The organism is Streptomyces sp. NBC_01016 (genome assembly GCF_026341035.1).
GTDB lineage: Bacteria > Actinomycetota > Actinomycetes > Streptomycetales > Streptomycetaceae > Streptomyces.
In genome coordinates this window covers 720,220-732,219 of the sequence record NZ_JAPEOQ010000002.1, presented here as the reverse complement: position 1 = coordinate 732,219, position 12,000 = coordinate 720,220, and the positions used below count along the sequence as shown (strand labels likewise).

General features: G+C 70.1%; 13 protein-coding genes. 5 read left to right on the top strand and 8 right to left on the bottom strand.

What is annotated here, in order from left to right; genetic code table 11:
- Positions 1-4 precede the first annotated feature (4 nt).
- Positions 5-718, top strand: a complete 714-nt coding sequence (locus tag OG746_RS30040) for a DUF4191 domain-containing protein (RefSeq protein ID WP_266720370.1) — start codon at positions 5-7, stop codon at positions 716-718.
- 150 nt (positions 719-868) lie between these two features.
- On the opposite strand, the gene OG746_RS30035 is transcribed toward OG746_RS30040, so the two are convergent.
- Entirely contained in the window at positions 869-1,336 is a 468-nt protein-coding gene (locus tag OG746_RS30035; protein WP_266720368.1) for an RDD family protein, read from the bottom strand.
- Positions 1,337-1,535: 199 nt separating this feature from the next.
- Between OG746_RS30035 and glnA the strand changes: the two genes are divergently transcribed.
- Together glnA and OG746_RS30025 are read left to right on the top strand one after the other, a co-directional pair.
- Positions 1,536-2,945 carry a type I glutamate--ammonia ligase gene (glnA, locus tag OG746_RS30030; RefSeq protein WP_266720366.1) on the top strand — a complete coding sequence of 470 codons (1,410 nt, stop codon included), beginning with the start codon at positions 1,536-1,538 and terminating at the stop codon, positions 2,943-2,945.
- A gap of 190 nt (positions 2,946-3,135) precedes the next feature.
- Positions 3,136-3,654: a DUF1269 domain-containing protein gene (locus tag OG746_RS30025; protein ID WP_266720364.1), complete on the top strand. Its 519-nt coding sequence runs from the start codon at positions 3,136-3,138 to the stop codon at positions 3,652-3,654.
- 7 nt (positions 3,655-3,661) lie between these two features.
- Here the strand turns inward: OG746_RS30025 and OG746_RS30020 are convergent, their stop codons facing one another.
- The 6 genes from OG746_RS30020 to OG746_RS29995 all read right to left on the bottom strand — a co-directional run bounded on the left by OG746_RS30020 (position 3,662) and on the right by OG746_RS29995 (position 9,704).
- Positions 3,662-4,390: a GAF and ANTAR domain-containing protein gene (locus OG746_RS30020; RefSeq protein WP_266720362.1), complete on the bottom strand. Its 729-nt coding sequence runs from the start codon at positions 4,388-4,390 to the stop codon at positions 3,662-3,664.
- A 12-nt stretch (positions 4,391-4,402) separates the two neighbouring features.
- Positions 4,403-5,251, bottom strand: a complete 849-nt coding sequence (locus tag OG746_RS30015; RefSeq protein ID WP_266720360.1) for a GAF and ANTAR domain-containing protein — start codon at positions 5,249-5,251, stop codon at positions 4,403-4,405.
- A 27-nt stretch (positions 5,252-5,278) separates the two neighbouring features.
- On the bottom strand, positions 5,279-7,150 hold the full coding sequence (locus tag OG746_RS30010) for a CheR family methyltransferase (protein WP_266720358.1): 1,872 nt from the start codon (positions 7,148-7,150) through the stop codon (positions 5,279-5,281).
- A gap of 12 nt (positions 7,151-7,162) precedes the next feature.
- Positions 7,163-7,771, bottom strand: coding sequence for a chemotaxis protein CheB (locus OG746_RS30005; RefSeq protein ID WP_266720356.1), 609 nt, complete (start codon positions 7,769-7,771; stop codon positions 7,163-7,165).
- 62 nt (positions 7,772-7,833) lie between these two features.
- Positions 7,834-9,180 carry a DUF2252 domain-containing protein gene (locus OG746_RS30000; RefSeq protein WP_266720354.1) on the bottom strand — a complete coding sequence of 449 codons (1,347 nt, stop codon included), beginning with the start codon at positions 9,178-9,180 and terminating at the stop codon, positions 7,834-7,836.
- 17 nt (positions 9,181-9,197) lie between these two features.
- On the bottom strand, positions 9,198-9,704 hold the full coding sequence (locus tag OG746_RS29995) for a hypothetical protein (protein WP_266720352.1): 507 nt from the start codon (positions 9,702-9,704) through the stop codon (positions 9,198-9,200).
- A gap of 116 nt (positions 9,705-9,820) precedes the next feature.
- Between OG746_RS29995 and OG746_RS29990 the strand changes: the two genes are divergently transcribed.
- Entirely contained in the window at positions 9,821-11,035 is a 1,215-nt protein-coding gene (locus OG746_RS29990; RefSeq protein ID WP_524540496.1) for a DNA glycosylase AlkZ-like family protein, read from the top strand.
- A gap of 105 nt (positions 11,036-11,140) precedes the next feature.
- Here OG746_RS29990 and OG746_RS29985 read toward each other — a convergent pair whose 3' ends face one another.
- Positions 11,141-11,422, bottom strand: coding sequence for a hypothetical protein (locus OG746_RS29985; RefSeq protein ID WP_524540495.1), 282 nt, complete (start codon positions 11,420-11,422; stop codon positions 11,141-11,143).
- 137 nt (positions 11,423-11,559) lie between these two features.
- On the opposite strand from OG746_RS29985, the gene OG746_RS29980 reads away from it, so the two are divergent.
- The gene (locus OG746_RS29980) at positions 11,560-11,922 is read left to right on the top strand and encodes an arsenate reductase family protein (protein ID WP_266720346.1); all 363 of its coding nucleotides are present in this window, start codon (positions 11,560-11,562) and stop codon (positions 11,920-11,922) included.
- Positions 11,923-12,000 lie beyond the last annotated feature (78 nt).

The following is a 12,000-nucleotide window of genomic DNA, read 5'->3' as shown; positions in this document are numbered from 1 at the left end:
AGACATGGCGAGGAAGGAAACTGCAGCGGACGCTGCTAACACCGGGCGGCTCAAGCAGATCGCTCAGACCTACAAGATGACCCGCAGGGTCGACACCAAGATCGGTCTCGTTCTCGCGGGTGTGGGAATCGTCACCTTCGGTGTCCTCCTCGCGATCGGCTTCTTGATCGGTCACCCCATCTACCTCGGAATTCTCGGCCTCCTGCTCGCTTTCCTCGCGATGGCGATCATCTTCGGGCGCCGAGCCGAGAAGGCCGCCTTCGGGCAGATGGAGGGACAGCCCGGCGCGGCCGCGGCCGTGCTCGACAACATCGGACGTGGTTGGACGACGACCCCCGCGGTCGCCATGAACCGCAGCCAGGACGTGGTGCACCGCGCGGTCGGCAAGGCCGGCATCGTGCTCGTCGCGGAGGGCAACCCGAACCGGGTGAAGTCGCTCCTCGCGGCCGAGAAGAAGAAGATGGCCCGCATCGTCTCCGACGTCCCGGTCCACGACTTCGTGGTGGGCACGAGCCAGGGACCCGAGGGAACGGTTCCGCTGAAGAAGCTCCGTACGACGATGCTCAAGCTGCCGCGCGTACTGACAGGCCCCCAGGTGACCGCGACCAACGACCGGCTGAAGGCGATGGGCGACCTCATGTCGAACATGCCGCTGCCGAAGGGTCCGATGCCCAAGGGGATGAAGATGCCCAAGGGCGGCGGCGGCCGGGCCCGCTGACACGCTCCGCTGCTTCTACGCGAACGAGGCGGGCCGGAACCTGATGGTTCCGGCCCGCCTCTCCTACGTTTCCGCGTGGGCTGGTGCCTGTGCCGATCGCGGTGCGGCTCGCGTGTCGCTGTGGCCCCGTTCGCGCAGTTCCCCGCGCCCCTAACTGCGGACCTGCACCGCCTTCGCGACGCGGTCGTGCAGGCCGCGGCCGTCGCGGTCCCAGATCAGCGCCGGGATGGCGACGCACAGCAGCACCGAGCGGGCCAGCACCCGGCCGATTCCGATGCGCCCGCCGGCCTCCGAGACGACCCGCAGACCGAAGAGGCGCTTCCCGGGCGTGCAGCCGATGGTGCCGACCGTGAGCACGCTGAGTGCGAAGAAGATGAGCAGCGCCCAGTTCCCCGTCGCCTGGTTGTAGCCGTGCGTGACCAGGCCGTATGCGATCAGCATGCACAGCGCCCAGTCGACGACGAGGGCTCCGATGCGGCGGCCGGGGCGCGCGATGGAGCCGGGTCCGTGCTCGGGCAGGCCGAGCTGTTCACCGCGGTAGCCGAAGTCGGCACCCGCCTGTTCCATGGCCTCACGAGGCCCGGACAGCCACGATCCCATTGCTTCCCTGTTGTCCACGCGTCAACGGTACTGCGCCGCTCTCCTGATGCGGTCCCGACCCCTGCTCCGGTTAACTTGGGCGAAACAAATGGGTCATGCTTGAGAAATCACGTCTGCCTATGGTCGGGTCCCAGCGTGTGCCACCGCACTGGTCGCGCGATCGAGCTGCCAAGAGCTGCAACCCCGCCCCTCCCCGGGTGGGAGTAGGAGGAGTTGGATGTTCCAGAACGCCGATGACGCCAAGAAGTTCCTCGCGGACGAGGACGTCAAGTTCGTCGACGTCCGCTTCTGCGACCTGCCGGGTGTGATGCAGCACTTCACGGTGCCGGCTGCGGCGTTCGACCCGGACGAGGAGCTCGCCTTCGACGGCTCCTCCATCCGCGGCTTCCAGGCCATCCACGAGTCCGACATGGCGCTGCGCGCGGACCTCTCCACCGCCCGCGTGGACCCCTTCCGCCGCGACAAGACGCTGAACGTCAACTTCTTCATCCACGACCCGATCACGGGCGAGCAGTACTCCCGTGACCCGCGCAACGTGGCGAAGAAGGCCGAGGCGTACCTCGCCTCCACCGGCATCGCCGACACGGCGTACTTCGGCCCCGAGGCCGAGTTCTACGTCTTCGACTCGGTCCGCTTCGAGACCTCCGCGAACCGCTCGCTCTACGAGATCGACTCCGAGGCGGGCGCCTGGAACACCGGCGCCGTCGAGAACAACCGCGGCTACAAGGTCCGTTACAAGGGCGGTTACTTCCCGGCCCCGCCGGTCGACCACTTCGCCGACCTGCGCGCCGAGATCTCCCTGGAGCTGGACAAGAACGGCCTGCAGGTCGAGCGCCAGCACCACGAGGTCGGCACCGCCGGCCAGGCCGAGATCAACTACAAGTTCAACACGCTGCTCGCCGCGGCCGACGACCTGATGCTCTTCAAGTACATCGTGAAGAACGTCGCGTGGCGCAACAACAAGACCGCGACCTTCATGCCGAAGCCGATCTTCGGTGACAACGGCTCGGGCATGCACGTCCACCAGTCGCTGTGGCAGGGCGGTTCCCCGCTCTTCTACGACGAGCAGGGCTACGCGGGCCTCTCGGACATGGCGCGCTACTACATCGGCGGCATCCTCAAGCACGCCCCGTCCCTCCTCGCCTTCACGAACCCGACGGTGAACTCGTACCACCGCCTGGTCCCGGGCTTCGAGGCGCCGGTCAACATGGTCTACTCGCAGCGCAACCGCTCCGCGGCCATGCGTATCCCGATCACGGGCTCGAACCCGAAGGCCAAGCGCGTCGAGTTCCGCGCGCCGGACCCGTCCTCGAACCCGTACCTCGCCTTCTCGGCGCTCCTGATGGCCGGCCTCGACGGCGTCAAGAACAAGATCGAGCCGGCCGAGCCGATCGACAAGGACCTGTACGAGCTGGCTCCCGAGGAGCACGCCAACGTCCAGCAGGTCCCGACCTCGCTCCCCGCGGTCCTCGACGCCCTGGAGGCGGACAACGAGTACCTGCAGGCCGGCGGCGTCTTCACGTCCGACCTGATCGAGACGTGGATCGACTACAAGCGCACGAACGAGATCGCCCCGATCCAGCTGCGCCCGCACCCGCACGAGTTCGAGCTGTACTTCGACATCTAAGCCGTCCCGTAACCCCGGACGCGCTCGTCGTCGAGGGCCCGGTCTTCCCCATCAGGGAGGCCGGGCCCTCGGGCGTTTCGGGGGGGTGGGTCATGTCGGGGGTGGGGGGAAGCTCGCCGGGCGGGAAACGGGTAAACGCCTTAAACTCGGGCAAGTCGCACACGCTGACAAGCCTCGGAGGAGTGCCGTCATGAGCAATCTGTTCGTCGTCGCCTATAACGACCTCGCCACCGCCGACCAGGTCCGCAACCGGCTTCTGGAGATGTCCAAGGAGCACCTCGTCGAACTCGAGGACATCGTCGTCGTCGAGCGTCGGGAGTCCGACGGGAAGATCAAGCTGCACCAGGCCGTGAACCACACCACGATGGGCGCCACGGGCGGCGCGCTGTGGGGGAGCGTCATCGGCATGCTCTTCCTCGTGCCGTTCCTGGGGGCCGCCGTGGGCGCCGCGGCAGGAGCCGCCGGCGGGGCCGTCACGGACACCGGGATCAACGACAACTTCATGAAGGAACTCAGCCAGAACCTGAAGCCCGGCGCCGCCGCGCTGTTCGTCCTCGTCAAGCAGGCCGCCAAGGACAAGGTCGTGCCCGAGATCGCCACGTACGGCGGTCAGCTGGTGCAGACCTCGCTGAGCAACGACGACGAGGAGGCGCTGCGCGAGATGCTGCAGAAGAGCCAGTCGAAGGCAGAGGCGCCGGCGTCGGCTTAGGCGTCGGTCACTGGGCGAGGAGTTCGGGCAGTCGGCCCTCGGTGACCTCGCGGGCCACGTCGGCCAGCTTGCGCCGGTGGGAGCGCGCGTAGCCCCGCAGGCCGGAGAACGCCTCGTCCAGTGACAGTCCGTGCCGGGCGGCCAGGATGCCCTTGGCCTGCTCCACGACGACCCGGCTGGACAGCGCGTGCTCCAACTGGCCCGCGAGGACCTGGGTTTCGTTCAGTTCGCGCTGCAGCGTGAGGGTGTGCCCCGCGACCTCGGCGAAGAGCCGGACCAGAGCGAGGGCCTCCTCGTCCAGCGGCTTGTCCGCCGCGGTGAACAGCACCAGTGCGCCGATCTCCTCGTCCCTGCCGTGCAGCGGAAGCGCGGTCGCCCGGCCGAAGCCGAGAGCCTGGGCCCGGACGGACCAGCGCGGCCAGCGCAGCTGCGCGGAGTGCGTGGTCACATCGACGTCCACGAGGGCACAGCCCGTCGTACGGGCGTCGTAGCCCGCGCCCTCCCCCCAGCGGGCGGCATCGGCCGCGAGGGCGCCGAGCGAGGGATCCGTGCCGTCGGTGAGGAGGGGCGTGCGGCCGCCGGGCACGTACGCCACCAGAGCCCCGCGCGCATGGAACAGTCGCCTGCCCCCTTCGGCGAGGGTGGCCAGCAGGGTCTGTGTGTCAAGGGGGTCGCGAGCAGCTCCGCCCGTCAACTCGGCAAATACCGCGGCGACTTCCTGCTCTCGCAGTGTCACGGTGGAGACCTCTCAGCCGAGTTGGAGTCGTCCCTGGACGATATCCTGAGCGACGTCGCCGATGGGACGACTGTCCCCGAAGGCGCGTGCTTTGACCAGTTCCAGCGCGTCCGGTATGCGACAGCCGAGCTGGACGGCCACCATGCCCGCGGCCTGGTGGACCTCGGCGCGGTAGTCGATTCCTCCGAACAGGCCGGGTACCGCATCCGCGCCCAGGAAAACGTTGCGGGTCAGAGAATCTGCGACCTGTGTGATGGTCGCGGTGGACGTGGCGTCCGCGCGCACACCGAAGGCGGCCAGAGCGCCGATGCAGCTGTCGGCGGACCGCAGGGGAACGGCGAGGACATGGCCGATTCCGAGCCCCTCGGCCGCGGGACCGTACCCTGGCCAGCGGTCCGTCAGCACGTCCCCCGAGGCGACGACCGCGCAGCGGCCTTGCACCGCATCACGCGCCGGCCCCTCGCCGAGGATGTACTCCAGGTCCTGCGCGGCGCGCGAGGGGCCGTCCGACGAGGCGGTCGCGATCTGGTTCCGCTCGAGGTCGACGAGGGTGATCGCGGCACTCTCGGTCCCGCAGGCCTCCGCGACCCCCGTCATGAACAGCGGGGGCCGCCCTCCCGTGGCCGCCCAGCTGGCGGCACGTCGGGCATGGGATTCCAGGAGCTCCGCGGCCACCTCGTGCCGCCTCGCGCTCGTCCGGTGGATGTGCGCCAGGCGGGCATGGAGGTCGCCGCCGCTCTCCTCGGCCAAGTTCGCATACCTGCGGGCAAGGCTCAGCTCGCGGTCGGCGCGTTCACAAGCGCGGGCCGCTCGCTGCCAAACGGCTGCCGCCTGTTCCGCCGAGCTCCCCCCGAGGGTCATGCCCTCAGCGTACGCCCAGGGAACGGATCAGGAGGCTCCGTTGCTCCGGCCGTCCTCCTCCATCAGCAGCACGACGCCGCCGTGGTGCCCGCCGAACGGGCTGCAGTTCACGGTGCAGTTGATGCTGCGGCCGAGGCGGTTCACGGCGGCGATCATCACCGGCTCGCCGCGGCTGCTGGTCCTGATGCACTCCTCCACGGCCTCCCGCAGCGGCCGGGTGGGCAGCCCGAAGTCGAGGTCGAAGAAGGGCTCTTCCACCGCCTCGTCCTGGCGCAGCCCCCACAGGTCGCTCGCGCCCCGGTTCCAGCTCTTGACCCTGAGGCTCTTGTCGAGGACGACGATGGCGGCCGCGATGGAGGTGAGGACCCCTTCCAGGAAGGCGCGGGTCTCGTCGAGCTCGTCGCTGCGGATCCGCATTTCCTCGTTCATCGTCTCCAGTTCCTCGTTGCCGGACTGGAGTTCCTCGTTGGTGGTCTCCAACTCCTCGTTCGTGGACTGGAGTTCCTCGTTGGTCGTCTCCAGCTCCTCGATGGAGGACTGGAGCTCCTCGTTGGTCGTCTCCAACTCCTCGTTCGTGGACTGGAGTTCCTCGTAGGCCGTCTCCAGGTCCTCACGTACGCGCTTGACCTCGGCCTTGAGCTGGGTGGCCACGGTCACGTCGGTGAACGAGATGTGGGTGGCCGCCGGTACTCCCCCGACGCCGATCAGCGGCTGGACGACGATGTCGAAGTACTGGACGTCCTCGCCGACCCGGCGCTGCGCCCCGTTGACCCGCAGCGTGCGGCGCTCGTGCGTGGCCTGGTCGATCAGTGAACGCAGCTCGACGGGCCGGTAGGAGATCTCGAGGTCCCGGAAGGGGCGGCCGATGTCGTTCGTGGTGAGGGCGAACTGCACGCGCGCGTGGTTGTTGATGAGGACGACGATGCCCTCGGGGTCCACGGCGAGGGCGGCGCCGGGCGAGGCGTCGAGGACCAGGTCGCGCAGCTGGCGGTTGCGGGCCAGGCTCTGCGTCTCCCCGGGCTGGCTGCCGCGCAGCTTCACCGGGGCCGGCTGGTAGGTCGTCGTCGCTCCGCCCGGGCGGCGGCGGAAGATGCGCTGGCGCATGCTGATGACGTCGAACCGGTCCGCGTCGTTGAGCAGCATCTCGGCCTTGCCGAGGAAGAGGAAGCCGCCCTCGCGCAGCGCGAAGTGGAACCGGTCGACGATCTGCGTCTGCGCCTCGACGTTGAAATACATCAGGGCGTTGCGGCAGACCAGCAGGTCGAGGCGGGAGATGGGGGCGTCACGGGTGATGTCGTGGCGGCCGAAGATGACACGGCGGCGCAGATCGGAGCGGAAGCTGAACTGCGAGCCGTTCTGCTCGAAGTACCTCTCGCGCAGTTCGGCGCTGAGCGACTCCAGGGACTTGGCCGGGTAGAGGCCCGAGCGGGCGTCGCGCAGCGCCTCGTCGTCGACGTCCGTACCGTAGATCTTGACGCGGTTGAGGGCCTCCTCAAGGCCGAGCGCCTCCGCGAACATGATCGCGAGGGAGTACGCCTCCTCGCCGCTGGAGCAGCCCGCGCTCCACACCCGGATCTCCTCCTCCGGGCCGAGCTGGGCCAGGAGCTCGGGGACCACCTCGTGCTGCAGATACGTCCAGGCGTCCGCGTCCCGGAAGATGGACGTGACGTTGATCAGGATGGTGTTGAAGAGGGCGCTGAACTCGTCGGCGTTCGTCTCCAACTGGTCGCGGTAGTCGGCGTACGAGTCGATGCCCACGTCGCTCATCCGCTTGCGGATGCGGCGCCCCAGGGAAGTGCGCTTGTATCCGGTGAAGTCGAAGCCGCGGGCGTCCCGCAGGAACCGGAGCAGTTCCTCCAGTTCCTCGTCGGTCTCCGCGTCGCGCGGCGCCTCGCTCATGGTCCGTCCTACCTACTGCCTCTTGATGTCGACGAGTCCGCGGATCGCCGCGGAGATTTCCTCCAGAGGTAGCACGAAGTCCGCCGCCCCCGTACCCACCGCCGCCTCCGGCATGCCCCTGAACTCCGCGGTCTCCGGGTCCTGCGCGATCACGGTACCGCCCCGCGCCTTCACGGCGTCCACGCCCTTGGCGCCGTCGTTGCCCGTGCCGCTCAGGACGACGGCGACGGCACGGGCCCCGTAGGCGTCGGCGACGGATTCGAAGAGCGGGTCGGCGGACGGCCGCAGGAAGTGCACCCGGTCCCCCAGGGAGAGGCCGAGGGTGCCGTCCCGGTCCACGAGGAGGTGACGGTTGGGCGGCGCGATGTGGACGGTGCCGGGCCGAGCCTGCTCGCCCTCTTCGGCGAGTTTGACGTGCAGGCCGGTGCGGCGGTCGAGGATCTCCGCGAGCACGGTGCGGTGGTGCGGGTCCATGTGCTGGACGACGAGGACCGGCACGGGCAGGTCGGCCCCGAGCCCGCCGAGAACGGTGACAAGGGCATGGATGCCACCCGCGGACGCGGCAACTGCGACGATGTTGAAGCTGTCGTGGGTACGGTCGGCACTGATCGGTGACGGCACAGTATTGACCCTAAACTCCCGACGGGCCTGCGGCTACGGATACGGGGGGGGGCGGGCGGCCGTCAGGCGCCGGGCGCCGCCGTCAACACTCCCGCCGAAATCGCGGACCGCAGCACCGCGTGGTCCCGGTCGGTCTGCTCGGCGTAATGCATCGCGAACGCGGCGACCGCACGGTCGAAGACGTCCTTGCCGCCGAGGTAGGCCGCGAGGGCGACGCGGTCTCCGGAGCGGGCGTGCGCCCGGGCGAGGGCGGCGCCGCACAGCCGGGCGTAGGCGAGGAGTTCGTCGGGCGGCATGACGTTGACGTCGGCGGAGCCCTTCATGTCGCGCAGTTGACGCCAGTAGAAGGAGCGGCCCTGCGGTCCCGTCATCCAGCCGAGGAAGATGTCGCCCGCCGCCTGGAGGAGGCGCTGTCCCGACACGACGCGGTGGCCTGGATGGATGTACGGGCCGTGGTTCGGGATGTGGTCCTCGATGACGGACCGGGTGGCCTCCTTGATCTGGAGGAACAGCGGGTCGTCCGCGTCGCGTCCGGCGAGCAGCACGATGAAGCAGCGGGTGCCGACGCTGCCGACGCCGACGACCTTGCGGGCCGCGTCGACGAAGCGGTAGCGGTCGAGCAGCCTGCGGCGTTCCTCGGCGAGCGTGGAGCGGTAGTCGCCGAACATTTTGCGGACGGCCGCGGCGTCGGAGACCCCGGCCGGCTCGAGGAGCGGCGGGTCGTACGCGATGCGGCGGCGGCCTTCGGGGGTGGTCTCGGTGAGCTTGCCGAGGGCGTGCAGGCTGGTACGGCGGGTGGCCTGGGCGAGGGTGTGCTCGGCGCGGCGGCGGTGGCGTCCGGAGCGGATGAGCGGGAGCAGCGCATGGGCGTCGATGCGCTCGTACCAGACGGCGAGCTCACCGAGCGGGGCCAGGCGGCGCATATTGGTGCGGTACGCGGTGACGGAGCCGAGGGCGGCGAGGTGGGCGTGCTTGTCGGAGTGGCCGTTGTCGCGGGCGGCGACGGCTATGGAGGCGGCGAGGCGTTTGACGTCCCATTCGAAGGGGCCCGGGTACGTCTCGTCGAAGTCGTTGAGGTCGAAGAGCAGGGCGCGGTCCGGCGCGGCGAACAGGCCGAAGTTCAACAGGTGGGCGTCGCCGCAGAGTTGGACGGTGAGGCCCGTGTGGGGTGTCGCCGCGAGGTCGTCGGTCATCACGGCGGCGGCGCCGCGCAGGAAGGCGAACGGGCTCGCCGCCATCCGCCCGTAGCGGATGGGCAGCAGGTCGCGGAGCCGGTCGGCGCCCTGCCGTTCCAGGGTGACGACGGGGTCGGGGCGGTCGGCGGACGGGATCCACGGGCCGTGCGAGGAGCGGGGGCTGTGCTTGCGGGCCCGTCTGCCCTGGTCGGCGCGTTCGGCGGGGCTGCTCATGGCGGGCGCCCCTTCGGTCAATGACGCAGGGCGCGGGAGACCTCGGCGGTGATGTCACCGTCGAGGGAGTGGGTGCTGCGGGCGGTCGCGTCCTTGGAGTCGCCGCCCTGCACATCGTTCACGTTGAGCACGACGGTGTCCACCAGCTTGTCGTCGCCGTTCCTGAAGCCGACCTGGACGACGTACGACTTGGTGTCCGACGCGCCGTTGCTGACGGTGACCGGGACCGTGGTGCGGTCGCCGTCGGATTTCACGTCGCCGAGCTTCACGTCGCCCTTGGCGTCGACGCCGTCCTTGAAGTCGTTGAACTTCTGCTGCGCCTCCGCGGTCGCCGACGCCACCACGTCCGCACCCCTGGACGCGGCCGAGGAGGCGGCGGAGGCGGCCTTCGACGCGGCGCTGGAAGGGCCATCGCCGTCGTCGGAGCAGCCGGCCGCGGCCACGGTCAGGGCCGCCACGCACAGGGCCGCGCCCACCGCCCGTACGCCTCGTGAGCCTCGTGCGCCTCGTCGTACGTCCGCCATCGCCGACTCCTCCGCTCGACCACCACTGCAGGTTGCCTCAGTCAACGTTGGGGCAGGGTCGGGGCGCATGCCAAGGGGGGCAAACAGGTGACCTTCGCGGCACCGCGGCAGGCAGGATGTGCCGCATGAACACGAAGAGCACAGGGACCGTGCGGCACATCGGTGACGACGAGCGGCGCGTGCGGCTCGCCCGCGCGCACCGCCTCGCCCCCTCGGCGCGTGCGGACCGCGCCGAGGACATCGCGCGCTCGCTCGTGGCGCTGCACGGCACGGATCCGGCGACCGTGTATCTGGCGGTGGGGGCGCGGCTCGCGGAGCCTTCCGGGACGGTCGCCGACGTCGAGCGGGCGCTGTACGAGGACCGCAGCCTGGTGCGGATGCACGGGATGCGGCACACGGTGTTCACGTTCCCGGCGGAGCTGGCGGCGACGGTGCACGCGTCGACCGGGCTCGCGGTGGCGGCGAAGGCGCGGGCCGGACTGCTCAAGGACATCGCGGGCGGCAGCGACGGGCGCCTCACGCCCGAGTGGCTGGCGGAGGTGGAGGCGTCGGCGCTGGCCGCGCTCGAGCGGCGCGGGGAGGCGACGGTGACCGAACTCGCGGCGGACGAGCCGCGGTTGAGGGAGCAGTTCACGTACGGCAGGGGCAAGAGCTACGAGGCCGAGCAGACCGTGTCGTCGCGGCTCATGCGGGTGCTCGGGGTGGAGGGGCGGGTCGTACGGGGCCGGCCGCTCGGCTCGTGGACCTCGACGCAGTTCCGGTGGGCGGTCGCGCCGCCGCATCCGGAGCTGCCGGTCGCCGAGGCGCAGGCGGAGCTGCTCCGGCTGTGGCTGGGGGTGTGCGGGCCCGCCACGGAGGGGGACCTCAAGTGGTGGACGGGGTGGAAGGTCACCGATGTACGTAAGGCGCTGGCCGCGGTGGGGGCGGTGACGGTGTCCCTGGACGGCGGTGGCACGGGGTACGTGCTGGCGGACCAAGTAGACGCTCCTGATGGTGACTTGGAGCCTTGGGCGGCGCTGCTGCCGGGCCTCGACCCTACGTCGATGGGGTGGCAGGAGCGCGACTGGTACTGCCCACCGGAGCTGCGCCCCGCGCTCTTCGACGGCAGCGGGAACATCGGGCCCACGGTGTGGTGGGGCGGGCGGATCGTGGGTGGGTGGGGGCAGGGTGCGGGTGGCGAAGTGGTGTGGCGGTTGTTGGATGCGTCGGGTGGGCGGGCCGCTGAACAGGCGGTTGCCGCGGAGGCGGCGCGCCTCGCGTCGTGGCTGGGTGGGACGCGGGTCACGCCGCGGTTTCGTACGCCGTTGGAGAAGGAGTTGGCGTCGATGTGAGCGCAGGCGGCGACGAGGCCGAGGTCGCGGGGCTCTGCCCCGAACCCCGCGCCTCAATCTCCCCCAGCTAACGCTGGGAGGTGCCCCCTGCGGGGCTAAAAAGGGTCACCGGCTGTAACGCATCAGCGCCCGCACCATGTGGCACGTCGTGTCCGATGGCGGGTGGATGCCGACGTGTTCGGCCGTGGCGCGGATCCTGCGGTTGTGGGCCTGGTTGGGGAGGTAGACGCCGGAGTCGAGCAGGGCTATCGCCAGGCGCATGGCCTTCAGGCGGCGGTTGTGGGTGATGTACCAGTCGCGGGGGCGCCCCGCGGGGAGCGGCCTCTTCGCGAGTGGTGTGTACGGCAGATCGAACAGCAGCGGAGCGGCGGCAGCGGGCACAGGCATCCTCCTGTCGCGAACGTCCGAGAGCCCCCGTAGCCCTCGAACACTGCTTCTATTCTACCGCCGACCACTGACAAAAGCCGCTGGCCAGAGCCCAGTTGAGGGTCGACGCACGGCTTCACTCGCGTACCGTTGACCCCATGGAGATCTGGATCAACCCGGCCTGCTCGAAGTGCCGCAGCGCGCTCACCCTGCTCGACGCGGAGGGCGCCGACTACACGGTGCGCCGCTACCTGGAGGACGTGCCGACGCCCGACGAGATCCGCGCCGTGCTCGGCCGGCTCGGCCTCGAGCCGTGGGACATCACCCGCACCCAGGAGGCCGACGCGAAGGAGGTCGGCCTGAAGGGCTGGGCGCGCGACGCGGACAGCCGTGAGCAGTGGATCGAGGCGCTCGCCGCCCACCCGAAGCTGATCCAGCGCCCGATCATCACGGCCGAGGACGGCACGGCGGTCGTGGGCCGCAGCGAGGAGTCGGTGCGCGAGGCGATGACGCGGCGCTAGCCCCACCCACCGCAGGCGGCACATCGCATACAGGGCCCCGGGCCACTTCCCGCCCCGCACCGCTCAGGTAACACGGGG